The organism is Citrobacter sp. H12-3-2 (assembly GCF_009649895.1).
Lineage (GTDB): Bacteria > Pseudomonadota > Gammaproteobacteria > Enterobacterales > Enterobacteriaceae > Citrobacter > Citrobacter portucalensis.
Genome location: NZ_CP045837.1, coordinates 2,837,035 through 2,862,388, shown reverse-complemented (window position 1 = coordinate 2,862,388; position 25,354 = coordinate 2,837,035). Strand labels below are relative to the sequence as shown.

The window sequence follows — 25,354 nt, the reverse complement described above, 5'->3', positions numbered from 1 at the left end:
AAATGACGCATACCTGCCATCCGATCAATATGTCATTTATGTTCAGTGCCTTGTCTCGTTTGTTCAGTGTGGTTTTGCTCCCTCGGCCCTACAGTAGCAGCCTTGCTTTTTGGATATAGCGATTGCCGTTATCATGTTTCGTCGTAATGACAATACGCATGGAGCCTGAAGTGAAGAAAGACCTGAGAATTTATCAGCCAGGCGAGTGGGCGGATGGAGACATCATTACGGCTATCGATGCGAGTCAGACAGAGACACCGCGCAGACCACAGTTGAATGTCGGCATTCTTCTGTGGCCGGAATTTCCTCTGCTGGCGCTGGCGGGGTTAACCGATGCGTTACGTCATGCGGCGGATATGGGGGATGATAGCCAGAAAATTCGCTGCTCCTGGCGTCTGATGAGCGCTACACCAGACCGACCTGTTCTAAGCAGTTCAGGAATGGCGATGATGCCGGATAGCGCATTCGTTGCACCGGAACAATTTGATTATGTGGTGGTGATTGGCGGCTTGCTGCGCAGTATGGCGAAAGCCGATCGGGCCGCGCGACGTTACCTGCATCTTGCGCATCAGCTCAACATTCCGCTGGTAGGTATCTGCACGGGCAGCTTTGTTCTGGCGCAAGAAGGTTTCCTCAATGGGCTGATGGCGGCGATTCATCCCTGGCATCTGAATGATTTTAAAACGCAATTTCCTCAGCTGGCTGCCCGTAGCGGGGTCGATTTTGTTGAGGAAAAAGGGATTCTGACATGTCCGGGGGGCATTTCGACGATAGGGCTGGCAACAGAGCTTATTCGCCGCCACTGTGGTCCCGACAGGGCGACAAAAGCCATCTTCCAGATGTCCGTCCCCAACCGCATAGACAGCACGTCAGTGGCGGTCTCCAGAGCGATAGGTTTTACCCACGTGAGCGACAGTCGGTTACGCAAAGCGGTCTTTTTAATTGAGCAAGGACTGGTAAAGCCCATTTCGACCCGCTGGCTGGCCGCTGAAGTCAACCTGAGCCCGCGACAGCTTACCCGGTTGTTTAACGCCGAGTTCGCCCAATCGCCGGGAGAGTTTATCCGACGTGCGCGTTTGCGTTATGCCCACTGGCTGCTAATGAATTCTGGAGAGAGCGTCACGGAGATTGCGCTGCGTCTGGGATTTAGCGACTGTGCGCACTTTATTCGTTTGTTTAGTCGGGAGTTTGGCTGTACGCCTGGAGATTGTCGCAGTACGCGACATCAGAATGCATAAAAAATGCTGCCCCGACTTGGGGCAGCATTGGCAGATTAGCGAACGTTGGCGCAGGTCAGGCAAAACGCATAGCGGTTTTGCGGATCGTTAAACGCGGCCAGCTTATCGCTCTCCGCTTTAACCGTACTCGCCGCAGAAGCGAGCGGCGCCGGGAGCATCGCCTGGATCGCTTCAGGCAGCATGGCACGAACGGAACCGGACATGCTGTCCATCACCATATCAACGAATGTCGGTTCGTCCTGATAATACTCAATGTGCCATTGCTTCAGTTTGGCCAGCTCAGCCGCTTTCGCCACGGCGTCATCAAAATCACCCAGACTGTCTACCAGACCGTTGGCTTTCGCATCCTGGCCGGTCCAGACGTGGCCCTGCGCGATTTTGTCAATCTGCTCAGGCGTTGTCTTACGCGCATCTGCGACCAGCGTGATAAAGCGCTTATAGCCGTTCTCGATACTCAGTTGCATCATTTGCTGCACTTCAGGTGGTAACGCTTTGGTGATGGAGATATCCGCCAGTGGGGATGTCGCCACGCCGTCGGTGTGTACACCAATGGAATCCAGACTGTTTTCCACAGTGTTGATCACGCCAAAGATCCCGATTGAACCGGTCAGCGTGCTGGGGTTCGCCACAATGTAGCTTGCTGGGGTGGAGATCCAGTACCCGCCGGATGCCGCCATGCCGCCCATGGACACGACAACCGGCTTGCCTGCCGCTTTTGCCGCAGCCAGCTCAGCGCGAATGACTTCGGAAGCGCTGACGCTGCCGCCAGGGCTGTTCACGCGCAGCACAATTGCTTTCACTTTCGGATCAAGACGCGCTTCGCGGATCTGCGCGGCAGTCGTGTCACCGCCCACATTCCCAGGGGTTTCTTCACCGTCCATAATTGCGCCATTCGCGAAGACGACGCCAATGCTGTCCCCAGTATCCGCTGGCGTTTTCAGCGAGTAATCGTAATAGCTGACGGCGCGATAATTTTTATCCGCTTTGCTCCAGCCAAACTGTTTGGTCAGCATTTTTTCGACTTCGGCGCTGGAGGCCAGTGCATCCACCAGTTTGTTGTCGAGCGCATATTTCGCGGTATCACCATCGACTTTTGTCAAACCGTCCAGCATGGCCTGTGCGCCCGGGAACACCTGCTGAGCAGGGATCTGGCGGTTGGCAGCGACCGTGTCGAGATAGTTCTGCCACAGCTCGCCGATCCAGCGGCTGTCGGCCTCGCGCGCGGCAGGAGACATATCATCACGAATGAACGGTTCTACGGCAGACTTATAAGTCCCGACACGGAACACGTGTGTGGAAACTTTCAGCTTGTCGAGCAGGGACTTGTAGTACAAACCGTTGGTGGCAAAGCCGTGCAGATCAACGGAACCCTGCGGAGAGAGATAAATTTTATTGGCGAAACTGGCGAGGTAGTACTGCCCCTGGCTGAAGTTATCGCCCACGGCAAAGACCGGTTTGCCGCTGTCGCGGAATTCCCGCAGCGCTTTACCGATATACTGCATGGAAGGCTGGTCGGCCCCGGCAAAATTTTTCAGATCCATCACAATGCCGGTGATGTTGCGATCATCTTTTGCCTGGCGAATAGTATTCACGATATCGAACAGGGAGTTTTCCTGCAGACGATCGGAACTGGCGCCAAACAGCTGACGACCAATAACGCTTAAGCGACTGGTGCTCGAAGGCTTATCGACAATCACCCCCGAGATATCCAGCAGCAGTGCGCCTCGCTCAGCGTGTTCACTGGTATTGCTGCTGCTGACCTGCATCCAGATGCCCACGCCCACCAGCACCAAGAAGATGAAGAACAGGTTAAGCACAAATTCACGGACGAAATTGAGTAATCGCCATGTCCATTTAAAAAATCCGGCAATAAATCGCCACAGGGTTCGCATGTATTCTCCCTACCGATTAACAACACGCCACCCCGAAATTCCGGAGAAAGGCGATAAGATGAGGCTATCGTAATGACCCGACAGGCACTTGTCAGCAGGAATCACCGCCTGTGCTGTAACAAAATCCGCTCACGTGTTAATTTTGTGAACAAATCTCATTGTTGGAGTTAAGCAAATGGATGCACTCGAATTACTGATTACCCGTCGTAGCGCCTCTCGTCTCGTCGAGCCAGCCCCGACAGGAGAGCAGCTGCAAAACATTCTGCGTGCGGGAATGCGCGCGCCAGACCACAAAACGCTGCAACCGTGGCAATTCTTTGTCATTGAGGGCGAAGGGCGTGAGCGTTTTAGCGCGGTGCTTGAAAAAGGGGCGATTGCCGCAGGCAGTGACGAGAAAGCCCAGGAAAAAGCGCGCAGCGCACCGTTTCGCGCGCCGTTGATTATTACCGTGGTGGCGAAATGTGAAGAAAACGACAAGGTTCCTCTGTGGGAACAAGAAATGTCTGCCGGTTGTGCGGTGATGGCTATGCAGATGGCCGCAATTGCCCAGGGCTTTGGCGGTATCTGGCGCAGTGGTGCATTAACCGAAAGTGCGGTCGTTCGCGAAGCATTCGACTGTCGCCCGCAAGATAAAATCGTCGGTTTTCTCTATCTGGGCACACCGCAGCTAAAAGCATCCACGACGATTAACCTTGCCGATCCGAGCGCATTCGTCCGTTATTTCTGATATCAACGGCAAAACTGTCTGGATTCTGAGCAAAGACACCCGAATTCAGACAGTCACTCTTACCACATCATGGAATGAGCGCTACCATATCCGGATTGCAATGACAGGAGATGTCCATGAGCGAGCAAGCTATTCGTTTAACGCAATACAGCCACGGAGCCGGTTGCGGTTGTAAAATTTCCCCAAAAGTGCTGGAAACCATCCTGCACAGCGAGCAGGCGAAGTTTGTTGATCCGAACTTACTGGTGGGTAATGAAACCCGCGACGACGCGGCCGTATACGATCTGGGAAACGGCACCAGCGTTATCAGCACCACCGATTTCTTTATGCCGATTGTCGATAATCCGTTTGATTTTGGACGCATCGCCGCGACTAACGCCATCAGCGATATTTTCGCCATGGGCGGCAAACCGATTATGGCAATTGCTATTCTGGGCTGGCCGCTGGATAAACTGGCACCGGAAATCGCCCGCGAAGTCACCGAAGGCGGACGCTTTGCCTGCCGTCAGGCGGGTATTGCGCTGGCGGGCGGCCACTCTATTGATGCCCCAGAGCCTATCTTCGGCCTTGCGGTAACCGGCGTTGTGCCGACCGAACGCGTGAAGAAAAACAGCACCGCTGAGGCAGGGTGTAAGTTGTTCCTGACCAAGCCTCTGGGCATTGGCGTTCTGACAACCGCAGAGAAAAAATCACTACTGAAGGAAGAACATAAAGGACTGGCGACAGAAGTGATGTGCCGGATGAACATTGCCGGTGCGGCATTCGCCGATATTGACGGCGTGAAAGCCATGACCGATGTTACCGGTTTTGGTCTGCTGGGGCATCTGAGTGAGATGTGTCAGGGCGCAGGCGTTCAGGCGCAGATCGTCTACCAGGATATTCCTAAGCTGCCTGGCGTTGAAGAATACATCGCGCAGGGCGCGGTGCCGGGTGGTACCCAACGTAACTTTGCCAGCTACGGACACCTGATGGGTGAAATGCCGCAATCGGTACGCGATCTGCTGTGCGATCCGCAAACTTCAGGTGGCCTACTGCTGGCGGTAACGCCGGAAGCTGAAGCCGAAGTGAAAGCGGCAGCGGCGCAGTTCGGTATCGATCTCACCGCCATTGGTGAGTTAGTGGAAGCTCGTGGCGGTCGCGCCATGGTTGAGATTCGTTAACTCGATGCGGTTGTTTATTGCCGAAAAACCAAGTCTGGCACGTGCTATCGCCGATGTGCTGCCGAAGCCGCATCGCAAAGGCGATGGTTTTATTGAATGCGGAAATGGACAAGTGGTGACCTGGTGTATTGGTCACCTGCTTGAACAGGCGCAGCCGGATGCCTACGACAGTCGTTATGCTCGCTGGAGTCTGGTCGATCTGCCGATTGTCCCTGAAAAGTGGCAACTGCAACCGCGTCCCTCGGTGACCAAACAGCTCAACGTCATTAAGCGCTTTTTGCATGAAGCCAGCGAAGTTATTCACGCCGGTGACCCCGATCGTGAAGGGCAACTGCTGGTGGATGAAGTGCTGGATTACCTGCAACTGGCACCTGAAAAGCGCCAGAAGGTGCAGCGTTGCCTGATTAACGACCTCAACCCACAGGCCGTTGAGCGGGCTATTGAGCGGCTGCGCGCCAACAGTGAGTTTATCCCGCTGTGCGTGTCGGCACTGGCGCGAGCGCGTGCGGACTGGTTGTACGGTATCAATATGACGCGCGCTTACACCATTCTTGGACGTAACGCGGGCTATCAGGGCGTACTTTCGGTCGGTCGCGTACAAACGCCGGTGCTTGGGCTGGTTGTGCGTCGCGATGAAGAGATAGAGAACTTCGTCGCCAAAGACTTCTTCGAAGTGAAAGCGCATATCGTAACGCCCGCCGATGAGCGGTTTACCGCTATCTGGCAGCCGAGCGAAGCGTGTGAGCCGTATCAGGATGAAGAAGGGCGCTTGCTGAACCGCACGCTGGCTGAACACGTGGTGAACCGCATTAACGGTCAACCGGCGATAGTCACCAGCTATAACGATAAACGGGAATCAGAATCCGCGCCGTTGCCGTTCTCGCTGTCTGCGTTGCAGATTGAAGCGGCGAAGCGCTTCGGTTTAAGTGCGCAAAACGTTCTGGATATCTGCCAGAAGCTGTATGAAACCCATAAGTTGATTACCTATCCGCGTTCGGATAGCCGTTATCTGCCGGAAGAACACTTTGCCGGACGTCACGCGGTACTGAACGCGATTAGCGTCCATGCGCCGGATCTGCTCCCGCAGCCGGCGGTCAATCCCGATACGCGAAATCGCTGTTGGGACGACAAAAAAGTGGATGCGCACCACGCCATCATTCCTACCGCGCGCAGTTCGTCCATCAATCTGAATGACAACGAAGCGAAAATTTACAACCTGATTGCCCGTCAGTATCTGATGCAATTTTGCGCAGATGCGGTATTCAGGAAGTGCGTCATTGAGCTGGACATCGCCAAAGGCAAGTTTGTCGCTAAAGCCCGTTTTCTGGCGGAAGCCGGATGGCGCACGCTGCTCGGCAACAAAGAGCGCGACGAAGATAATGACGGGACGCCGCTGCCGGTGGTGGCAAAAGATGACGAACTGCTGTGCGAAAAAGGCGAAGTAGTTGAACGTCAGACCCAGCCCCCGCGGCACTTTACTGATGCAACTCTGCTGTCAGCGATGACCGGGATTGCGCGATTCGTGCAGGATAAAGATCTGAAAAAGATCCTGCGCGCAACGGATGGTTTAGGTACGGAAGCGACGCGCGCCGGAATTATCGAGCTGCTGTTTAAGCGCGGGTTCCTGGTGAAAAAAGGACGTTATATCCATTCGACTGACGCGGGAAAAGCGCTGTTCCACTCGCTGCCAGAAATGGCGACGCGCCCGGACATGACAGCGCACTGGGAATCTATCCTGACCCAAATCAGCGAAAAGCAGTGTCGCTATCAGGATTTCATGCAGCCGCTGGTGGGAACGCTGTATCAGCTTATCGATCAGGCGCGCAGCACACCGGTACGACGCTTTCGTGGAATTGCCGCGCCGGGCGGTAGTGGTAGCGATAAGAAAAAAAGCGCGCCGCGTAAACGTCCGGCGAAAAAAAGCCCGCCATCTGAAGAGGCGGGCCTGTAAGTTTGTAAGCCTGATAAGCATAGCGCATCAGGCTTAGCCGGATGCGGCACCCGTGCCTAATCCGGCCTGCAGAGACAATATTAAATCACGCCCTGACCCAGCATCGCGTCGGCAACCTTCACGAAGCCCGCGATGTTGGCGCCACGTACGTAGTTGGTCTGCTTGCTTTCGCCGCCGTATTCAACGCAGGCATGGTGAATATCCAGCATGATGTGGTGCAGGCGCGCATCCACTTTCTCCGCTTTCCAGCCCAGACGAGCGGCGTTTTGCGCCATTTCCAGACCGGATGTCGCTACGCCACCGGCGTTGGCGGCTTTACCCGGTGCGAACAGTACGCCCGCCTCGAGGAACAGATCGGTGGCCTCGATAGTGGTCGGCATGTTTGCCCCTTCGGCGACTGCTTTCACGCCGTTGGCGATCAGTACGCGCGCTGCATCGACATCCAGTTCATTCTGAGTGGCGCACGGCAGGGCGATATCGACCGGAACCGACCACGGCTGTTTGCCTTCCAGATAGGTCAGGCCAAACTCACGGGCGTAATCCGCCACGCGACCGTCACGGCTGTCTTTGATCGCGCACAGACGCGCCAGTTTTTCTTTAGTAAATCCGCTTTCGTCTACCACGGTACCGCTGGAATCGGAGGCGGTAACTACTCGCGCGCCAAACTCCATGGCTTTCTCAATGGCGAATTGCGCCACGTTGCCGGAGCCAGAAACCGCCACGCGCATGCCTTCAAAGCCCAGACCATGGCGTTTGAGCATTGCTTCGGTGAAGTACACCAGACCGTAGCCGGTGGCTTCCGGGCGGATCAGGCTGCCGCCAAAAGAGAGACCTTTACCGGTAAAGACGCAGGCGCTGTTGTTGGACAGTTTTTTCATCATCCCGGCCATAAAGCCGACTTCACGACCACCCACGCCGATATCGCCCGCCGGGACGTCGGTATCAGGACCTAAATGGCGGAACAGTTCGGTCATCAGTGCCTGGCAGAAACGCATGATTTCGCCTTCGCTTTTACCTTTCGGATCGAAATCGCTCCCGCCTTTACCACCGCCCATTGGCAGCGTGGTGAGGGCGTTCTTAAAGGTCTGCTCGAAACCCAGGAATTTCAGGATCGACAGGTTCACGGAAGGGTGGAAACGCATACCGCCTTTGTACGGGCCAATGGCAGAGCTAAACTGTACGCGCCACGCGCGGTTGACCTGCACCTGATTGCGATCGTCCAGCCAAACTACGCGGAACTGGATCACGCGCTCCGGTTCTACCAGACGTTCCAGCAACGACATCTGACGATAACGCGGGTTCTGCTCAAGAAAGGGCCACAGCGTCGTCATTACCTCACGAACGGCTTGCGCGAACTCGGTTTGATTCGGGTCGCGCTTTTGCACATGGTTGAGAAATGACTCCAGAGAACATGTCTGATCCATAGATATAAGAACCTCTTATGTATTGATATGGTTATATTTTTGATATTTATGTTATGTGTTGTGCAGTTTTTGACTATACCATCAGCAGTGTGACGTGACGCAAGAAAAAATTAACCCCGCTAAGTAAATTAATATTGCGCCGTGGGTCATAACCAAAAGCGATGATGGAAGGGACTAAAGTTTCTGCCGATCTATACCGTTATACTGAGCATAAATGTCAGTTAAAAAGGAAAGACAATGCGCCGTTTAATCATGGCAGGAGCGTTGGTACTAGTGTCCAGCGCGACGCTGGCAAATCAGCTTTATCGCCCGGATGTGCAGGTGAATGTACCGCCGGAAGTGTTCAGTTCCAGCGGTCAGCGGGCTCAGCCCTGTAGCCAGTGCTGTATTTATCAGGATCAAAACTACTCTGAAGGGGCGGTGATTAAAGCCGATGGCGTTCTGTTGCAGTGCCAGCGCGATGATAAAACGATCAGCACGAATCCGCTGGTCTGGCGGCGCGTAAAAGGATAAACGCCTCTAACAGCGGGATATCGGCGGGTGCCAGTGGATAACGCAGCGCCTCTTCAGGTGAGCACCAGACGATATCCTGATGTTCATGCGCTCTAAGTTCCCCTTGATACGAAGGCACATGCCAGGCATGCAGGTGAATCAATCGGCCTGAAACCTCGCGTTGATGACTGGCAATGTAGCGCCCCACGACTGCCTCAATACCCAACTCTTCACGCAGTTCACGGATCAGCGCCTCGGGCTGACTTTCGCCAGATTCAACCTTACCGCCGGCAAACTCCCACATGCCTGACTGATCCGCATGCAGCGGACGCTGAGCCAGTAAAATTTTGCCATCACGTTCAATGATAGCGGCGACCACGTCGAGGGTTTTCATCATATTCATCAAGATCTAACAGCAGAAAATGACATACTATCGTTATCTTTGTTTTATCTAAAGTATTCAGGAGTCACCGTTGAACGAACCTCAGTCGTGGGTAAAGCCGTTAACGCGTATCCCTTCCAGTTTAAAACCGCTCGTTGCCACGCAGAATAAACATTATGGCGATGTGCTGCATCCCACGCGCTGGTGGGGGCGGATGCCGTTTCTGTTCTGGCTGGTGGCGCTGTTTGTCGGGTTTCTGGAGCGTAAAAAGGCGCGCTTAACGCCGGTGATGCGCGCGCTGTTGATGACCCGCGTTTCTCAGGTCTGCCACTGCGCTTTCTGTGTTGATGCGAATAGTTTACGGCTGGCAGAACGCTGTGGCGCGCTGGATAAAGTCATGCAGGTTGCCAACTGGCAAGATTCGACGCTGTTTAGCGCTGAAGAACGCGTAGCGCTGGCCTATGCCGATGCGGTTACCGCAACGCCTCCACAGGTTGACGATGCGCTGAAAGTGCAGATGAAGCAGCATTTTACCGATGATGCCATTACGGAAATGACCGCGCTGATTGCGTTTCAAAATCTCTCGGCGCGTTTTAATGCCGCTCTCGATATTCCCTCGCAGGGACTGTGCGACAGTTTTAAAGGACGCCCGCATGCTTGACCGCCATCTTCATCCACGATTAAAACCGCTGTTGCATCGGTGCGTAGGTATTATCGATAAACCGGCGATTACCCCGGACGGACTTACGCTGGTCGGATTTGCCATTGGCGTGCTGGCGTTGCCATTTCTGGCGTTAGACTGGTATCTGGCGGCGCTGGTGGCCATTGTGCTCAATCGGTTGTTTGACGGACTGGATGGGGCGCTGGCACGGCGCAGAGGGCTCTCCGACGCGGGGGGATTTCTCGATATCTCGCTCGATTTTTTATTTTACGCCCTTGTGCCGTTTGGTTTTATTCTTGCCGCTCCGGCGCAAAATGCGCTGGCAGGCAGTTGGCTGTTGTTCGCGTTTATTGGCACCGGTAGCAGCTTTCTGGCCTTCGCCGCACTGGCAGCGAAACATCAGATTGATAACCCCGGTTACGCACATAAATCGTTTTATTATCTTGGCGGGCTTACCGAAGGAACTGAGACAATTTTGCTGTTTGTGTTGGGGTGTCTGTTCCCGGACTATTTTGCCGTGCTGGCGTGGGTCTTTGGCGCGTTGTGCTGGATGACAACGTTCACCCGGATCTGGAGCGGATATCTGACGCTGAAAACCGTTCAGCGTCAGGCGTAAGGTAATGCGTTGCCGGATGCGCTTCGCTTATCCGGCCTACAACGATGATATATCCAGGCTGGGTAAAGCGTTCTCGCCGCATCCGGCAATAATGCCAGTCTTACTTGCTGGCGTCCGGACCCCGTTCACCGCTGGCGACCGGGTTTTTCGGATTGCTGCTCCACTCGTACCAGCCACCATCGTAAACAGAGACGTTTTTCCAGCCCATCGCGCGGGCATACATAAACGTTTCTGAAGCACGCCAGCCGGTACCGCAATAGAAAGCGACCTGTTGATTCGGCAGGATATTCCATTGCTTCCACATGGCGGCGATGTCATCCGCGCTGCGCATGGTGCCATCCGGGTTATGGAAATCTTCCATGTGGGTGGAGTCGCTGCCCGCGTGGCCCCAACGCGCGCCTGCGATCTCACCTTTTGGCTTAATGTAGCTGTAACCGCTGGTGGTACCGACAAATTCCGGCCATGAACGAATGCTCACCAAAGATGCATCCTGGCGATGCAGCAGACCGCGCGCCTGTTCCATATCCAGCATAAGCTGCGGCTGGGCAGGGATTTTCACGCCGAAATCAGGCTCTGGTTTCACCGTTGGCGGAGTGCCGCGTTCGACCGGTAAACCTGAGTCGGACCAGGTTTGCCAACCGCCGTCGAGCAGACGAACGTCTTTCACGCCTGCGTACAGCATAATTTGCGCCACGCGAGCGGCGGCATAGACATCGCGGCCGTATAAAATTACCGTGGTGTCGTGGCGGATACCGTGTTTCGCCAGCATCGCTTTAAGCTGCTCGTCGGAAACTTTATTCCACAGCGGTTCGCTTTCAACTTCATTGGTATCAATGTAGCCCGCGCCGGGGATGTGGCTGAGCAGATACAACTTCGGCGCGCCCCAGGCGGCTTCAATCACTTTCCAGTCACCCGCCGGTTTGGCAGTCACGTCTTTACCCTGCTGAAGATCGTGCAGCCACTGTGGGTAAACCAACTGTTCGAAGTGCGGCAGACGTTGCAGACGGGCAGGGTCTGTCAGCGCATCGCTGAGGGTTGAAATCTGGTTAAAGCCAACTTTTTGCAGACGGGATTTAACGGCCTGCATGTCGTTATCGCTACCATACAGCGCCACCGGAGCGTCGGTCTTAAGTTGATGTGACTTAACCCAGGCGCTGAGTTGTTCATCATTCATCTTGTCGAGCCAGGCGGCAGACAGGTTCAGTGCGGAAGGTTCGTGTCCTGAAGGACCATTGAGCGATTGTGGCCAGCCGTTGTAAAAAGCGCTCTGACGGGTATCGATCGCCGCGCCTTGCTTTTGCTGTAACTGGTTGAGGGTGAGCGTCTGTGCTGTTTCAGCAGCCCAGGAAGAAGCGCAAGCGAGCCCTAAAGCCAGTGCCAGCGCGGTCATTTGAGAAACACGTTTCATCGAATAGCCCGACGTTGAAAAAAAGAAGACGACATTCTGTGCCGCCAGTTACGTAAAAACCTTGCGTTAACGCAGCATATCGCCACATTCACGCCCAGTTTTCCATCTGAAATACGTGGCCTGCAGGCGGAACGTCCTGCGCGTCATGGGTCACCTGTACCACCGGGATCCCCAGCTTACGCACCTCGGTGAAGACCCATTGGCGAAAGTTATCGCGTAGCGACGCATCCAGCCTGCTAAAGGGTTCATCAAGTAACAGCGCCTGGGGCTGCGCCAGTAGTGCGCGGAGCAGGGCGACACGTGAGCGTTGTCCGCCGGAGAGTGATGCCGGATCGCGCGAATAAAAACCTGCCAGGTCAGCGCGCGCGAGAGCGCATTCAATCTCATGGCGTCTGGCGGGACCTTGCAGGCTGGCGGGTAAGGCCAGCAGTAAATTCTGCCCAACGCTGAAATGGTCAAACAGCAGCGCATCCTGGAACAAAATGCCAATCTGGCGCTGCGCGGTAGGTAACGTATCGATGCGTCGTTCATTAAGCCACAGTTCGCCTGAGGCCTGGAACTGGGGAGACAACGCCCCGATCATCCATGAAAACAGCGAGGATTTCCCGCTGCCGGAAGGTCCCATAATTGTGACGATGTCACTTTTGTTAACCTGAAAATTAACGTCTTTCACCAGCGCTTTCACGCCCTGGTACAACGAAGCGCCTCGTACAGTAAGCATTAGCGGAGTCCTTGTCGAAAGCGGCCAATCCACGCGGTGAGAAAGGCTGCAAGTGCGAAAACGAGCAGTGGTAAAAGCAGCTGCCACAACGCCTGTGTTGCCAGAATCGCACTGCTACCGCCGCTGCTTAATGCCACCGCTTCGGTGGTTAACGTAGGATAGCGTCCGGCACCTAGCCACAGCGTTGGCATATACTGGGCGATACTAACCGAGAAGCCAACCGCGAAGGCAATCAATGCCGGGCGCGCCAGCTGCGGGCATTTCACCAGCCAGAATATCCGCCCCCGCGTCCAGCCCAGGGTTTGCGCAATCAAAATTAATCGTGGGTCAATGCGCTGCCACGCCGGTTTAAGCACAAATAGCATCCAGGGCATCACCCACAGCAGGTGGCCCCAGATAATGGTCGTCATCAGTCCATCTTGTTCGGCATATAACGCCAGCAGATATTGTCCGGTTACCAGCGGTAGCGCAGGAAAAATGAGCGGTAGCCAGACCCAGCGGTGTCCGGTTTGTGGACCCCATTCCAGCCAGGCAAAAAGTATCAGAAGCGCCAGCACGCTGGAAAGGAGCCCCAGTTGTAGGCTATTGCTGAGCGCCTCGTTGTTTAGCGAGGAATAGCTGGCGATAAGCGCCAGTACCAGCGCGCATACCACACCGCTGACGGGCAAAATCTGTACCAGCGGGCGTACGATTGTCATAGATGAAAAATGCTGGCGTTCACCGTTTACTGCCGGAATAGTATGTCGCCAGGTACGCCAGAGCAGATAACCCACCAGCGCGATAACAAGGAGTAACAGCACCAGCAACAGACTGGCAAGTGCGCCTTTCGCCTGCTGTTCGACGTCGCCCTGACTGAGCCACTGCCAGCTCAATACGGCAAGCGTTGGCGGATTGCCGGGGCCAAGAACGATTGCCACATCAACAACGGAGAGTGACCAGGCCACGACTGCCAGCATAGCTTTACCTAATGCCGGGCCGATAGCGGGCAGAACCAGCCAGTTCAGGCATTGCAGTCGGCTGTAACCCAGCGAATCCAATACGATAACCTGCTGAGAAAGTTGTTTTTCACTCAGCAGGGCCGAGAGAATCCATAACAAAAAAGCGCTCTCTTTCACCGCCAGCGTTACGCCAAGTCCAATGCCGTAGCGGTCCGGCTGTGGGCTGAGGAACGGGAGCCATTGCCAGAGCAGGCCGCCTTCAGCAAAAACCAACAGCACGCTCGTGGCGAAGGCAACGTGCGGAATTGCCAGCAGCCACGGAAGACGCGTATACAGACGTACCCAGCCTGCGCCGGGCCACAAGGCGAGGATCGCCAGCAGCGCGATAATCAGCGCGCCCCCAGCCGCGAGGCCGACGGAAACCAGCGTTGCCAGTAACGCCTGCGGGAGTTGAGGATCGGCAAAGAGCGCCAGCCAGTGTGTGGTACTAAGCGCCGGTGTTATCAGAGACCATGCCGCTGGCGCCAACGGCAGATAAACTGCCGCCATGATGGCCCAGAGTAGCAGAATTAATGCGTACCGTAGCGGCGTAGCCATTCTTGTTCCAGAGCGTTTACCCAGGCTGCATGCGGTTCTGGCAACACGGCAGGGAGCCCCTGTGGGATCCGCGCCAGCAGCGCATCACGCTGTTCGTCAGGCAATTTTTGTGGATCAAGCACCGAAGGATCTCCCCAGACAGCCGGGTCAGCTTTGCGCAGTTGCGCTTCAGGAGAAAGCAGGAAGTTTGCCACGACTTTTGCTCCGGCACTGGCGTGGGTATTCGCCGGAATGGCAACAAAGTGCACGTTGCCGAGCATGCCCTGTGAGAAACCAAAACTGTAGCTGCTTTTAGGCAATTCGCCGCTCGCCACTTTTTGCTGCGCGTGGGCAGGGTTAAAGGTCAATGATAAACGCAGGGTACCGCTATTGAGCAGTGAATCCATTCGTGCTGGCGTGGGCGGAAAATCTTTGCCTTCACGCCAAAGTACAGGATGCAAGGTATCAAGATACTGCCACAATGGCGCGGTAACTTTGGCGAATGTCGCTGCATCTGGCGCAACTTTCAATGCCTGTGGTTTGGTGGTGAGCGAAATTAGCAACTGCTCAAGAAAAGCCGTTCCAGTAAAGTCTGGCGGGCGTGGATAGGTCACCGTGCCAGGGTGCGCCTGCGCAAATTCAAGAAGTGCCTGCGGAGATAACGGCGGCTGCGCGGTGAGATCGCGCCGGGCAATAAAGGTGAGTTGGGCACCGCCCCACGGTGATTCAGCCCCCTCTGTTGGAACGGAGAAATCTTCGGTCACCGGTTTTTGTGTATCAACATAGCGCCAGTTAGGCAGCGTTTGCGCCCACTGGGTTTGCAGCAGCCCGGCTTCTTTTAGCGTACGGAAGTTTTCGCCGTTAACCCACAGTAAATCGACAGAGCCGCCGGTTTTTCGCCCGGATGCCGCTTCCGTCTGGATGCGTTTTACGGCATCGGCGGCGTCTGCCAGGCGCACGATTTTCAGGTTAATGTCGTAGTGCGTTTTCATCTCGCCGCTAACCCAGTCGAGATACTGGTTAACTGCATTGTCGCCACCCCAGGCGTTGAACCATACCGTTTGACCACGGGCGTCATTTTTGATTTGTTGCCAGATGGCCTCCTGGGCAAACGTCGCCAGCGGGCAGAGCAACAAACTCAGACACAATAAGCAGTAACGCATAATATCTCCATGGCTAAAAATGGGGGAAGGTCTCAGCTTTTTTTCCGTTGGCGCTCAAGATAAAGGCTTCTCGCCACCGATATCACCACGCTTAGGGCAAACAGGACAAACAGACCCGTCACAAACCAAAATGTGCCGCCGGTTAACAGGCTTCCCGCCCATGAGTAGACGATAGTGGCGGGTAACTGTCCGATGCCGGTGGCGATGAAAAAATGGCGAAAACGAATTGAGGTCAGGCCAGCCGCGTAGCTTACCGGGTCGAACGGCACAAAAGGTAACAGGCGGCAGACCAGAATAGTGTGCTTACCATAGCGCTCGAAAAAAGCGTCCATATTGTTCAGCACCGTTTTTCCGGTCAGCTTTTCTACCGCACCGCGACCTAAAATGCGGGCAATAAAAAAGCACAGCGCCGCACCTGCCATTGCGCTGCTCCAGGATAGTACGCCGCCCCAAAATGCGCCAAACAGCGAGGCATTGGCAAACGTGATCACAAACGCAGGAAGCGGTGCAACGATGGCCTGTAAGATCATCAGGAAGAACGACACCACCGCCGCCTGGGTTCCATAAGAACGAATAAAGTTCTCAAGAGCATGCTGATCGAGTGTGGTAAATACTGTCAGGCTGCCGTGGAGAAAATCACTCACGCCAGGTATCCATGCCCATGCCATTAGCGCGAGCAGTAGCAGAGCAATCAAACCCGCCCGGTAATAGCGAGCCAGCCGCGCTTTATTCCGTTTTATCATTTACCCGTACACTCATGGTTGGCTGACGGATCGATATGCTTATATCGGGCCCAGGCTTTGGCTGCCTGAACGAGGGCGAATAACGCCAGCCCTGCCACGCTGAGCTTACCGATGAATACCAGGGTAATGCCTTCGCTGGCGAGTTCATGCGACATCAGCGTATAGATAAAGATGCCGGGTAAGGTGGTAAGTGCCGATATTACGGTAAATGACCAGAACGGAATGGCCGTCAGCCCATAGGCGTAATTTTGAATATTATAGGGGAACAGCGGCACGAGCCGGGTCAGGATTAGAAAGTCTACTCCGCTATGGGCAATGCCTTTTTCGATAGCCTGAAACGTCGCCGTGTGCCCAACGTATTTCAGTAGTAGATCCCGTCCAAGCCAGCGAGCCAGCAAAAACGACAGCGCTGAGGCCATGGTTGCTGCCACTAACGAGATAAGCGTCCCAGCTACGGGGCCAAACAGCACACCGCCGACGATCACCAGGATGCTGCCTGGAATCAGACACAGCGCAGCAACAATAAAAAGCAGGATATAAAGCGCATAGCCGAACACACCGCTTTGGCGGATGACGTCTTGTAAATGATGGAAATTGGTTATCAGGTCGGTCAGACCATAATGATGGAAAACTCCCGCCAGAACGCAGAACAGGACCGCGACAATCAGCAGCTGGTATTCTGCTTTATGCGAACTTCTTTTTCATGGGGGTTCTCCTGTAAAACCGAGTGCAATGGAGCATTTTCATCAGCGAAAAGCGCGCGCGAAGATATAATAAATTCCCGGCCGTAACAATGTATTACCGTCACTTTATTGATTTTGCACAGAATAAACAGACTCTCCAGGCCGGGCCTGGAGAGTAAAAAGACGCAGAAGGTCAGACGCGGAATTTAGCCCATACAGGCGCATGGTCGGACGGTTTTTCCATGCTGCGAATTTCATAGTCGATGCCGGTTTCTTCGCAGCGTTCCGCCAATGGGTTGCTCGCCAGCAGCAGATCGATACGCAGGCCACGGTTATCGTCAAAGCCTTTTGAGCGATAGTCGAACCACGAGAACTGGTCATTCTTTTCAGGATTTGCGTGACGGTAAGTATCCACCAGACCCCAGCCCAGCAGGCGTTCCATCCACTCACGCTCCTCCGGCAGGAAGGAACATTTACCGGTACGCAGCCAGCGTTTACGGTTTTCTTCGCCAATGCCGATATCGAGATCGGTTGGGCTGATATTCATATCGCCCATAATCAATACCGGATTGTCGCGCTTCAGTTCAGTCTCCAGATAGTTTTGCAGGTTCTGATAAAACGCGGCTTTGGCCGGGAATTTGGTTTCATGGTCACGGCTTTCGCCCTGCGGGAAATAGCCGTTGATCACCGTGATGCTGCCCAGAGGGGACGGAATTTCTGCCATGATGATCCGACGCTGCGCTTCTTCGTCATCGCCCGGGAAGCCACGACGTACCGCAATTGGCGTTTCTTTCGTTAACAGCGCCACGCCGTAATGACCTTTCTGGCCGTGATAAAAGACGTTGTAACCGAGCTTTGCTACCTCTTCGAGAGGGAACATATCGTCGTGGACTTTTGTCTCCTGTAAGCCAATAACATCCGGTTGGTGTTTTTCGACAATGGCTGCCAGTTGATGGGGACGGGCACGCAGGCCGTTGATATTAAAAGAGACAAATTTCATAGTCGCTGCCACTTTGCAAGATGAATAGTGCAAGGATGGTAGCAGAATTTCTGCAGGCTGACTGCTTCTTGTCACCTGATTCCAACAATGATTGCTAATGGTGTTAACGATGGAGCAAAAACTGCACCGTTTTGGCGCGAAGCGCGTCGGAATGGAGCAATAATTTCCGAAAAATTTCGTATACGATCACAATTCCAGAATTATATTTGGCGACTGAATAAAACTGCGTTTTTTCCTCTGTTTAGTCGCCTGATGCGCAAACATATTCACTTTATATGCACATGCAGTGAATATCGCCACGTTGTAACCTGTTGATATTCCGTCATCGACATCCGTTTATGCACTTTTTTCGCTGGCTGGCACGAACCCTGCAATCTACATTTACACCGCAAACACTATATTTATTAACATATAAATAACCTTTTATTTACCGTTGAGGTCGCTATGTCTCTGTCAATTACGCGTGAAAATTTTGATGAATGGATGATGCCCGTATACGCTCCGGCCCCTTTTATTCCGGTGCGGGGTGAAGGTTCACGTCTGTGGGATCAGCAGGGTAAAGAGTATATCGATTTCGCGGGAGGCATTGCGGTTAACGCGCTGGGTCACGCCCACCCGGTATTGCGCGAGGCATTAAACGACCAGGCGAGCAAATTCTGGCATACGGGAAATGGCTACACCAACGAGCCGGTACTGCGTCTGGCGAAAAAGCTGATTGACGCCACCTTCGCCGAGCGCATTTTCTTCTGTAACTCCGGCGCAGAAGCCAACGAAGCGGCACTAAAACTGGCGCGTAAATATGCCCACGATCGATTTGGCAGCCAGAAGAGCGGGATTGTAGCGTTTAAAAATGCTTTCCATGGCCGCACGCTGTTTACCGTCAGCGCCGGAGGACAGCCTGCCTATTCACAGGATTTCGCGCCGCTGCCGCCGGATATCCGTCATGCCGTATACAACGATCTCGATTCTGCCAGCCAACTGATTGATGACACCACCTGTGCGGTTATCGTGGAGCCTGTGCAGGGTGAAGGCGGTGTGGTACCGGCAACAAAAGCCTTTTTGCAGGGGCTACGTGAGTTATGCGATCGCCATAATGCGCTGCTGATTTTTGATGAAGTTCAGACCGGCGTTGGCCGTACCGGGGAACTGTATGCCTATATGCACTACGGCGTGACGCCGGATCTGCTGACGACAGCAAAAGCGCTGGGCGGTGGTTTCCCCATCGGCGCACTGCTGGCGACAGAGCGTTGCGCCAGTGTGATGACGGTTGGTACACACGGTACAACGTACGGCGGAAACCCGCTGGCGACGGCGGTGGCAGGTAAATTGCTGGAAATTGTGAATACACCGGAAGTGCTCAACGGAGTAAAACAGCGCCACGACTGGTTTGTGGAGCGTATAAACGCCATTAACGAACGTTTTGGACTGTTTAGTGAAATTCGTGGACTCGGACTGCTGATCGGCTGCGTGCTGAACGCGGAATTTGCCGGGAAAGCGAAACTCATCTCGCAAGAAGCGGCTGTTGCCGGGGTGATGGTACTGATCGCTGGCGCTAACGTGGTGCGTTTTGCGCCAGCGCTCAACGTCAGCGAAGAAGAAGTCGCCACCGGACTGGATCGCTTTGCGCTGGCCTGCGAACGCATTAAAGCAGGAGGTTCATCATGATGGTGATTCGTCCCATTGAACGCGCGGATATCACCGCGTTGATGCAGCTTGCCAGTAAGACCGGCGGCGGGTTGACCTCGCTACCGGCGAATGAAGCTACGCTGATGGCGCGTATCGAACGTTCACTCCAAACCTGGCGCGGTGAGTTGCCAAAAAGTGAGCAGGGATATGTGTTTGTGCTTGAAGACAGTACCAGCGGGACCGTGGCCGGGATTTGCGCCATTGAGGTGGCGGTAGGGCTTAACGATCCCTGGTACAACTATCGGGTTGGTACCCTGGTCCACGCCTCGAAAGAGCTGAATGTCTATAACGCGCTGCCGACGCTGTTTCTGAGTAACGATCACACGGGTAGCAGCGAGCTTTGCACGCTGTTTCTCGATCCGGACTGGCGAAAAGAAGGCAACGGCTATTTGCTGTCAAAATCGCGCTTTATGTTTATGGCGGCCTTTCGCGACCGATTTAATGAGAAAGTCGTGGCCGAGATGCGCGGCGTGATTGATGAGCACGGTTACTCGCCGTTCTGGCAAAGCCTCGGTAAACGCTTTTTCTCAATGGAGTTCAGCCGGGCGGATTTTCTCTGCGGGACAGGGCAGAAAGCCTTTATTGCTGAACTGATGCCCAAGCATCCTATTTATACCCATTTTCTGTCTGATGAAGCGCAAGGCGTGATTGGTCAGGTGCATCCGCAAACGGCCCCAGCGCGGGCGGTGCTGGAGAAAGAAGGATTTCGCTACCGCAACTATGTCGATATTTTCGACGGTGGGCCAACGCTGGAATGCGATATCGACCGGGTTCGGGCTATTCGTAAAAGCAGGCTGGTGGAAGTGGCGGAAGGTCAGCCAGCAACCGGTGATTATCCGGCCTGTCTGGTTGCCAATGAAAACTATCAAAACTTCCGCGTCATGCTGGTTCGCGCAGACCCGGATACCCAACGTCTGGTACTGACGGCGGCGCAACTGGATGCCCTGAAATGCCACGCGGGCGACCATGTACGTTTTGTACGTCTTTGTGCAGAGGAGAAAACAGCATGACACTATGGATAAACGGTGACTGGGTGACGGGGCTGGGCGAGCGTCGGGTGAAAACCAACCCGGTAAGCGGTGATGTGCTGTGGCACGGTAATGATGCAGATGCAATGCAGGTGACGCAAGCGTGCCAGGCCGCACGAGCAGCCTTTGCCGGTTGGGCTAAACAGCCTTTCAGCGCACGCCAGACTATTGTTGAAAAGTTTGCTTTATTGCTGGAAAGCAATAAAGCCGAGCTAACTCAGATTATCGCCAAGGAAACCGGAAAACCTCATTGGGAAGCCGCGACTGAACTGACGGCGATGATCAATAAAATCGCCATCTCCGTCAAAGCTTATCATGCCCGTACCGGTGAGCAGCACAGCGAACTACCGGATGGTGCGGCAACGTTGCGCCATCGCCCACACGGCGTGCTGGCGGTTTTTGGTCCGTATAACTTCCCCGGTCATTTACCCAATGGTCATATTGTTCCGGCATTGCTGGCAGGCAATACGTTGATTTTCAAACCCAGCGAGTTGACGCCGTGGACCGGTGAAGCAGTAATAAAACTGTGGGAGCAGGCGGGGTTGCCGCCGGGCGTGCTGAATCTGGTGCAGGGCGGACGTGAAACGGGACAGGCGCTGAGTGCGCTGGAAGACCTCGATGGCCTGCTGTTTACCGGCAGTGCGAATACCGGTTATCAGCTGCATAAGCAGTTATCCGGCCAGCCGGAAAAAATCCTTGCCCTGGAGATGGGGGGCAACAACCCGCTGATTATTGAGAATCCGGAGGATATTGATGCCGCGGTGCATCTGACTATTCAATCCGCATTTGTCACCGCCGGACAGCGCTGTACCTGTGCCCGCCGCCTGCTCGTAAAAAAAGGCGCGCAGGGTGATGCGTTCCTGACGCGTCTGGTGGAGGTTAGTCAGCGTTTAATGCCCGGCAACTGGGATGCACAACCGCAGCCATTTATGGGAGGACTGATTTCCGAACAGGCAGCGCAACACGTTTATGATGCCTGGCAGCGTCTGGCGTCGTTGGGCGGTCGTACGCTGTTAGCGCCACGTCTGTTAAATGCCGGAACGTCACTGCTGACCCCTGGAATCATCGAACTGACCGGGGCGGGGAACGTACCTGATGAAGAGGTTTTCGGTCCGCTGCTCGGCGTCTGGCGTTATGACAGCTTTGATGATGCGATTCGTATGGCGAACAACACCCGTTTTGGATTGTCATGTGGGTTAGTTTCGCCCGATCGCGGCCAGTTTGAACAGCTATTGTTGGAGGCGCGGGCAGGGATCGTCAACTGGAATAAGCCGTTAACCGGCGCTGCGAGTACCGCACCGTTTGGCGGTGTAGGCGCTTCCGGGAACCATCGCGCCAGCGCGTGGTATGCCGCAGATTATTGCGCCTGGCCGATGGCAAGTCTGGAATCCCCGGCCTTAACGCTGCCAACGGCGCTTAGCCCCGGACTGGATTTTTCTCGCGAGGATAAGCTATGAAAGCCCGTGAGGTAAATTTTGATGGTCTGGTGGGACTGACTCACCACTATGCTGGATTGTCATTTGGTAATGAGGCCTCAACCAAACATCGATTTCAGGTGTCGAACCCGCGTCTGGCGGCAAAGCAAGGTCTGCTAAAGATGAAAGCGCTGGCGGATGCGGGATTTCCTCAGGCGGTGATCCCGCCCCACGAGCGGCCTTATATTCCGGTTCTGCGTCAGTTGGGTTTTAGCGGCAGTGACGAACAGGTGCTGGAGAAAGTGTCGCGTCAGGCGCCTCACTGGCTCTCCAGTGCCAGCTCCGCATCGCCTATGTGGGTAGCGAATGCGGCAACGGTTTGCCCTTCGGCAGACTCGCTGGACGGGAAAGTGCATCTGACGGTGGCGAATCTGAATAATAAGTTCCACCGTTCACTGGAAGCGCCTACTACCGAAGCATTGTTACGGGCGATTTTCCGTGATGAGAATAGCTTTGCGGTCCACGGTGCGTTACCCCAGGTTGCGCTTTTTGGCGATGAAGGGGCGGCAAACCATAACCGCCTCGGTGGAGATTACGGTGACCCCGGCGTACAGTTGTTTGTTTACGGTCGTGAAGAAGGCAATGCATCCCAACCGAAGCGCTATCCGGCAAGGCAATCCCGTGAGGCCAGCGAGGCGGTCGCGCGACTGAATCAGGTCAACCCACATCAGCGCATTTTTGCCCAGCAAAACCCGGACGTTATCGATCTTGGCGTGTTCCATAACGATGTGATTGCGGTATCGAATCGCCAGGTGCTGTTTTGTCATCAGCAGGCGTTTGTCAGACAGCAGGCATTGTTAGAGCAGTTGCGCAGTCAGGTGGCAGGTTTTACCCCGCTGGAAGTCCCGACAGCGGAAGTGTCGGTGCAGGATGCTGTGACCACTTATCTGTTTAACAGTCAGTTGCTGAGTCGTAGTGACGGTTCGATGATGCTGGTCCTGCCGCAGGAGTGTCGGGAGCATGCTGGCGTGTGGCGGTATTTGAACCGGCTTCTCGAGGAAGACAATCCGATCGATGACCTGCGGGTATTCGATCTGCGTGAAAGTATGTCCAACGGCGGTGGTCCGGCATGCTTGCGCCTGAGAGTGGTGCTCACCCCGCAGGAACAGCAGGCGGTGAATCCGGCGGTTATCATGAACGACACGCTGTTTAACACGTTGAATAACTGGGTTGACCGTTACTATCGCGATCGTCTTACCGCTGCCGACCTTGCCGACCCACAGCTGTTGCGCGAGGGGCGTGAAGCGCTGGATACGCTGACCCAATTGCTCAACCTCGGCTCAGTGTATCCTTTCCAGCAGGAGGGGATGCGCCATGGATAACTTTCTGGCGATCACGCTCGCAGGCGCCACTCCAGAGAAAACGCAAGGAACCACTCATGGTTTTGACTGGCAGTGGATCGGTCACGGAATTCTGGAACTGACGCCGCTTGCACCCGTTGAACATTCACTGGTGCTGTCTGCGGGGATCCATGGCAATGAAACCGCGCCGGTAGAGATACTCGATTCATTGCTTTCCAGTCTGTTTAGCGGCGAGCTGACACTGACATGGCGGCTGCTGGTGATTCTGGGAAACCCGCAGGCGCTGGCTGCGGGAAAACGATATTGTCATAGCGACCTGAATCGTATGTTTGGCGGCCGGTGGCAGATTTTTACCGCGAGTGAAGAAACGCACCGAGCCCACGAGCTTGAGCTGTGTCTTGAAGATTTTTATTCGCGCGCAAAGGAGCCTGTGCGCTGGCATTTGGATCTGCACACCGCGATCCGCGGTTCACAGCATCTGCGCTTTGGCGTATTGCCACAACGCAACGTTGCCTGGGACGAGGATTTTCTTGAATGGCTGGGGGATGCGGGACTGGAAGCGCTAGTTTTCCATCAGACGCCTGGCGGCACGTTCACCCATTTTAGCGGGGAACATTTTGGTGCGTTGGCCTGTACGTTGGAACTGGGTAAAGCGCTGCCGTTTGGACAAAACGACCTCACCCAGTTTGCACAAACGGCAGACGCACTGGAGAAACTGCTGCGGGGTGAACGAGGGGCGACGAGAGAAATATCCCCGCTGCGTTATCGCGTGGTGTCGCAAATCACGCGTCGTAGCGACGATTTCATTCTCCACATGGATAACCAGACGCTAAACTTTACCCCCTTTAAAGAAGGCACCTTGCTGGCGCAGGACGGAGATGAACGTTTTATCGTCACCCATGATGTTGAATACGTTCTCTTTCCCAACCCTAACGTGGCCTGTGGTTTACGTGCCGGATTGATGCTCGAAAAGTTGTGATAAATATATTCGCCCTCAGGTTTATCCCTAAGGGCTTATTTTTACGTGCTGTTTTTATTTATTACGGATTATTCCTGGTGAGTTGCTTTCTTAATAATCATGGTTCAGGTATAGTTCTTCATAATCCTTTCAAAATCATCCGCTTGTAATTTTTAATTTCAACTCTACGCAATTTATTCTTTTTTTCTCCATAATTGATGAAAGTTTGTTTTTTACACTTTCACGGTTTTACCGTTGCTCTGATTAATTGACGATTAAGCCGGTAAAGTTACTCTCGTCAACACGACATCACATTGCATAAGAGTCGCATGAGTGTCGTAAAAATAACTGAAAGAAAGGATAGAAATTATGCGTAAACTGACTGCTCTGTTTGTTGCCTCTACTCTGGCGCTGGGTGCTGCGAACCTGGCTCATGCTGCTGACACTACAACAGCTGCACCAGCGGATGCTAAACCGATGATGCACCACAACGGCAAATTTGCCCCGCATCACGACATGATGTTTAAAGACCTGAATCTGACTGACGCTCAGAAACAGCAGATTCGCGAGATCATGAAAGGCCAGCGCGATCAGATGAAACGTCCGCCGCTGGAAGAACGCCGTGCAATGCACGATATCATCGCCAGCGATAGCTTCGATAAAGCGAAAGCCGAAGCGCAGATTGCGAAGATGGAAGAACAGCGCAAAGCCAACATGCTGGCGCATATGGAAACCCAGAACAAAATTTACAACATTCTGACCCCGGAACAGAAAAAGCAGTTTAATGCCAATTTTGAGAAGCGTCTGACAGAACGTGCAGCGCAGAAAGGTAAAATGCCGGAAGCTGCCGAGTAATCGATCAGCGTCTACACTAAATCATTCACACTGTGTCGCGCTGATTGCCGCACAGTGTGAAACAAAACTCAAGACCGCCGCTCTTGTCCACAACACGTATAACGATGTGGGCAGGATCGGCGGTTTTTTCATTTCTGCCTATTGCACCGGACGCACGACACGCTATTCTCCTGAAGCCCGCGAAAATTCTACCTGGATCAGGGCGTTATTCTTTTTTGCAAAATGCCGGGTTCATCGCTAAGGCAAATCAACTCTGCTGCCGATAACAATAATCTG

At 54.2% G+C, this 25,354-nt stretch carries 23 protein-coding genes; 13 read left to right on the top strand and 10 right to left on the bottom strand.

Annotated features, from left to right (window positions below):
* Nucleotides 1–170 precede the first annotated feature (170 nt).
* Nucleotides 171–1,238 carry a GlxA family transcriptional regulator gene (locus tag GHC22_RS13685; RefSeq protein ID WP_153753261.1) on the top strand — a complete coding sequence of 356 codons (1,068 nt, stop codon included), beginning with the start codon at nt 171–173 and terminating at the stop codon, nt 1,236–1,238.
* 35 nt (nt 1,239–1,273) lie between these two features.
* Here GHC22_RS13685 and sppA read toward each other — a convergent pair whose 3' ends face one another.
* A complete protein-coding gene (sppA, locus tag GHC22_RS13680) occupies nt 1,274–3,130 on the bottom strand; it encodes a signal peptide peptidase SppA (protein WP_008784539.1) in 1,857 nt (618 codons plus the stop codon).
* Nucleotides 3,131–3,305: 175 nt separating this feature from the next.
* Between sppA and GHC22_RS13675 the strand changes: the two genes are divergently transcribed.
* From GHC22_RS13675 to topB, 3 genes are all read left to right on the top strand, one after another.
* Nucleotides 3,306–3,857: an NAD(P)H nitroreductase gene (locus GHC22_RS13675; protein WP_008784540.1), complete on the top strand. Its 552-nt coding sequence runs from the start codon at nt 3,306–3,308 to the stop codon at nt 3,855–3,857.
* A 116-nt stretch (nt 3,858–3,973) separates the two neighbouring features.
* Nucleotides 3,974–5,017: a selenide, water dikinase SelD gene (gene selD, locus GHC22_RS13670; RefSeq protein ID WP_003832497.1), complete on the top strand. Its 1,044-nt coding sequence runs from the start codon at nt 3,974–3,976 to the stop codon at nt 5,015–5,017.
* 4 nt (nt 5,018–5,021) lie between these two features.
* Nucleotides 5,022–6,968 carry a DNA topoisomerase III gene (topB, locus tag GHC22_RS13665; protein WP_032934436.1) on the top strand — a complete coding sequence of 649 codons (1,947 nt, stop codon included), beginning with the start codon at nt 5,022–5,024 and terminating at the stop codon, nt 6,966–6,968.
* Nucleotides 6,969–7,048: 80 nt separating this feature from the next.
* Here topB and gdhA read toward each other — a convergent pair whose 3' ends face one another.
* Nucleotides 7,049–8,392 carry an NADP-specific glutamate dehydrogenase gene (gdhA, locus tag GHC22_RS13660; protein WP_003832501.1) on the bottom strand — a complete coding sequence of 448 codons (1,344 nt, stop codon included), beginning with the start codon at nt 8,390–8,392 and terminating at the stop codon, nt 7,049–7,051.
* A gap of 252 nt (nt 8,393–8,644) precedes the next feature.
* On the opposite strand from gdhA, the gene GHC22_RS13655 reads away from it, so the two are divergent.
* Nucleotides 8,645–8,905 (top strand): YnjH family protein, encoded by a 261-nt coding sequence (locus tag GHC22_RS13655; RefSeq protein ID WP_170974251.1) that lies wholly within the window; start codon nt 8,645–8,647, stop codon nt 8,903–8,905.
* Here the strand turns inward: GHC22_RS13655 and GHC22_RS13650 are convergent.
* Nucleotides 8,865–9,278, bottom strand: coding sequence for a pyrimidine (deoxy)nucleoside triphosphate diphosphatase (locus GHC22_RS13650; RefSeq protein WP_153753989.1), 414 nt, complete (start codon nt 9,276–9,278; stop codon nt 8,865–8,867). The genes GHC22_RS13655 and GHC22_RS13650 overlap by 41 nt on opposite strands.
* A gap of 79 nt (nt 9,279–9,357) precedes the next feature.
* On the opposite strand from GHC22_RS13650, the gene GHC22_RS13645 reads away from it, so the two are divergent.
* Both GHC22_RS13645 and GHC22_RS13640 read left to right on the top strand, forming a co-directional pair.
* Complete coding sequence (locus GHC22_RS13645; RefSeq protein WP_153753259.1) at nt 9,358–9,927, top strand: carboxymuconolactone decarboxylase family protein; 570 nt, start codon at nt 9,358–9,360, stop codon at nt 9,925–9,927.
* Nucleotides 9,920–10,543, top strand: a complete 624-nt coding sequence (locus tag GHC22_RS13640) for a CDP-alcohol phosphatidyltransferase family protein (RefSeq protein WP_153753257.1) — start codon at nt 9,920–9,922, stop codon at nt 10,541–10,543. Before GHC22_RS13645 ends, GHC22_RS13640 begins: the two co-directional genes overlap by 8 nt.
* A 100-nt stretch (nt 10,544–10,643) precedes the next feature.
* Here GHC22_RS13640 and GHC22_RS13635 read toward each other — a convergent pair whose 3' ends face one another.
* The 7 genes from GHC22_RS13635 to xthA form a co-directional block, all read right to left on the bottom strand.
* Nucleotides 10,644–11,951 (bottom strand): sulfurtransferase, encoded by a 1,308-nt coding sequence (locus GHC22_RS13635; protein ID WP_153753255.1) that lies wholly within the window; start codon nt 11,949–11,951, stop codon nt 10,644–10,646.
* A gap of 88 nt (nt 11,952–12,039) precedes the next feature.
* Nucleotides 12,040–12,672, bottom strand: coding sequence for an ATP-binding cassette domain-containing protein (locus GHC22_RS13630; protein ID WP_153753253.1), 633 nt, complete (start codon nt 12,670–12,672; stop codon nt 12,040–12,042).
* On the bottom strand, nt 12,672–14,207 hold the full coding sequence (locus tag GHC22_RS13625) for a thiamine ABC transporter permease (RefSeq protein WP_153753252.1): 1,536 nt from the start codon (nt 14,205–14,207) through the stop codon (nt 12,672–12,674). Before GHC22_RS13625 ends, GHC22_RS13630 begins: the two co-directional genes overlap by 1 nt.
* Nucleotides 14,180–15,349: an ABC transporter substrate-binding protein gene (locus tag GHC22_RS13620; protein WP_153753250.1), complete on the bottom strand. Its 1,170-nt coding sequence runs from the start codon at nt 15,347–15,349 to the stop codon at nt 14,180–14,182. Before GHC22_RS13620 ends, GHC22_RS13625 begins: the two co-directional genes overlap by 28 nt.
* 32 nt (nt 15,350–15,381) lie before the next feature.
* On the bottom strand, nt 15,382–16,092 hold the full coding sequence (locus GHC22_RS13615) for a TVP38/TMEM64 family protein (protein WP_153753248.1): 711 nt from the start codon (nt 16,090–16,092) through the stop codon (nt 15,382–15,384).
* Nucleotides 16,089–16,745, bottom strand: coding sequence for a TVP38/TMEM64 family protein (locus tag GHC22_RS13610; RefSeq protein ID WP_194841971.1), 657 nt, complete (start codon nt 16,743–16,745; stop codon nt 16,089–16,091). Before GHC22_RS13610 ends, GHC22_RS13615 begins: the two co-directional genes overlap by 4 nt.
* A 223-nt stretch (nt 16,746–16,968) precedes the next feature.
* On the bottom strand, nt 16,969–17,775 hold the full coding sequence (gene xthA / locus GHC22_RS13605; protein WP_003030642.1) for an exodeoxyribonuclease III: 807 nt from the start codon (nt 17,773–17,775) through the stop codon (nt 16,969–16,971).
* A gap of 444 nt (nt 17,776–18,219) precedes the next feature.
* Here xthA and GHC22_RS13600 point away from each other — a divergent pair, with 444 nt between their 5' ends.
* The 6 genes from GHC22_RS13600 (at nt 18,220) to spy (ending at nt 25,078) form a co-directional block, all read left to right on the top strand.
* A complete protein-coding gene (locus GHC22_RS13600) occupies nt 18,220–19,440 on the top strand; it encodes an aspartate aminotransferase family protein (protein ID WP_153753244.1) in 1,221 nt (406 codons plus the stop codon).
* A complete protein-coding gene (gene astA, locus GHC22_RS13595; RefSeq protein ID WP_060682309.1) occupies nt 19,437–20,471 on the top strand; it encodes an arginine N-succinyltransferase in 1,035 nt (344 codons plus the stop codon). Before GHC22_RS13600 ends, astA begins: the two co-directional genes overlap by 4 nt.
* Nucleotides 20,468–21,946, top strand: a complete 1,479-nt coding sequence (astD, locus tag GHC22_RS13590) for a succinylglutamate-semialdehyde dehydrogenase (RefSeq protein ID WP_125362989.1) — start codon at nt 20,468–20,470, stop codon at nt 21,944–21,946. The genes astA and astD overlap by 4 nt, the downstream gene beginning before the upstream one ends.
* Nucleotides 21,943–23,286, top strand: coding sequence for an N-succinylarginine dihydrolase (gene astB / locus GHC22_RS13585; RefSeq protein ID WP_103285093.1), 1,344 nt, complete (start codon nt 21,943–21,945; stop codon nt 23,284–23,286). The genes astD and astB overlap by 4 nt, the downstream gene beginning before the upstream one ends.
* Entirely contained in the window at nt 23,279–24,244 is a 966-nt protein-coding gene (astE, locus tag GHC22_RS13580) for a succinylglutamate desuccinylase (protein ID WP_100272575.1), read from the top strand. Before astB ends, astE begins: the two co-directional genes overlap by 8 nt.
* 348 nt (nt 24,245–24,592) lie before the next feature.
* Nucleotides 24,593–25,078, top strand: a complete 486-nt coding sequence (spy, locus tag GHC22_RS13575) for an ATP-independent periplasmic protein-refolding chaperone Spy (RefSeq protein WP_003832537.1) — start codon at nt 24,593–24,595, stop codon at nt 25,076–25,078.
* Nucleotides 25,079–25,354: the final 276 nt, after the last annotated feature.

Bases quoted from the DNA above. Each gene is read 5' to 3' on its own strand.
- sppA (WP_008784539.1), bottom strand. From the start codon at position 3,130: ATGCGAACCCTGTGGCGATTTATTGCCGGATTTTTTAAATGGACATGG.
- GHC22_RS13675 (WP_008784540.1), top strand. From the start codon at position 3,306: ATGGATGCACTCGAATTACTGATTACCCGTCGTAGCGCCTCTCGTCTC.
- selD (WP_003832497.1), top strand. From the start codon at position 3,974: ATGAGCGAGCAAGCTATTCGTTTAACGCAATACAGCCACGGAGCCGGT.
- topB (WP_032934436.1), top strand. From the start codon at position 5,022: ATGCGGTTGTTTATTGCCGAAAAACCAAGTCTGGCACGTGCTATCGCC.
- gdhA (WP_003832501.1), bottom strand. From the start codon at position 8,392: ATGGATCAGACATGTTCTCTGGAGTCATTTCTCAACCATGTGCAAAAG.
- GHC22_RS13655 (WP_170974251.1), top strand. From the start codon at position 8,645: ATGGCAGGAGCGTTGGTACTAGTGTCCAGCGCGACGCTGGCAAATCAG.
- GHC22_RS13650 (WP_153753989.1), bottom strand. From the start codon at position 9,278: ATGAAAACCCTCGACGTGGTCGCCGCTATCATTGAACGTGATGGCAAA.
- GHC22_RS13640 (WP_153753257.1), top strand. From the start codon at position 9,920: ATGCTTGACCGCCATCTTCATCCACGATTAAAACCGCTGTTGCATCGG.
- GHC22_RS13635 (WP_153753255.1), bottom strand. From the start codon at position 11,951: ATGAAACGTGTTTCTCAAATGACCGCGCTGGCACTGGCTTTAGGGCTC.
- GHC22_RS13630 (WP_153753253.1), bottom strand. From the start codon at position 12,672: ATGCTTACTGTACGAGGCGCTTCGTTGTACCAGGGCGTGAAAGCGCTG.
- GHC22_RS13625 (WP_153753252.1), bottom strand. From the start codon at position 14,207: ATGGCTACGCCGCTACGGTACGCATTAATTCTGCTACTCTGGGCCATC.
- GHC22_RS13620 (WP_153753250.1), bottom strand. From the start codon at position 15,349: ATGCGTTACTGCTTATTGTGTCTGAGTTTGTTGCTCTGCCCGCTGGCG.
- GHC22_RS13615 (WP_153753248.1), bottom strand. From the start codon at position 16,092: ATGATAAAACGGAATAAAGCGCGGCTGGCTCGCTATTACCGGGCGGGT.
- xthA (WP_003030642.1), bottom strand. From the start codon at position 17,775: ATGAAATTTGTCTCTTTTAATATCAACGGCCTGCGTGCCCGTCCCCAT.
- GHC22_RS13600 (WP_153753244.1), top strand. From the start codon at position 18,220: ATGTCTCTGTCAATTACGCGTGAAAATTTTGATGAATGGATGATGCCC.
- astA (WP_060682309.1), top strand. From the start codon at position 19,437: ATGATGGTGATTCGTCCCATTGAACGCGCGGATATCACCGCGTTGATG.
- astD (WP_125362989.1), top strand. From the start codon at position 20,468: ATGACACTATGGATAAACGGTGACTGGGTGACGGGGCTGGGCGAGCGT.
- astB (WP_103285093.1), top strand. From the start codon at position 21,943: ATGAAAGCCCGTGAGGTAAATTTTGATGGTCTGGTGGGACTGACTCAC.
- astE (WP_100272575.1), top strand. From the start codon at position 23,279: ATGGATAACTTTCTGGCGATCACGCTCGCAGGCGCCACTCCAGAGAAA.
- spy (WP_003832537.1), top strand. From the start codon at position 24,593: ATGCGTAAACTGACTGCTCTGTTTGTTGCCTCTACTCTGGCGCTGGGT.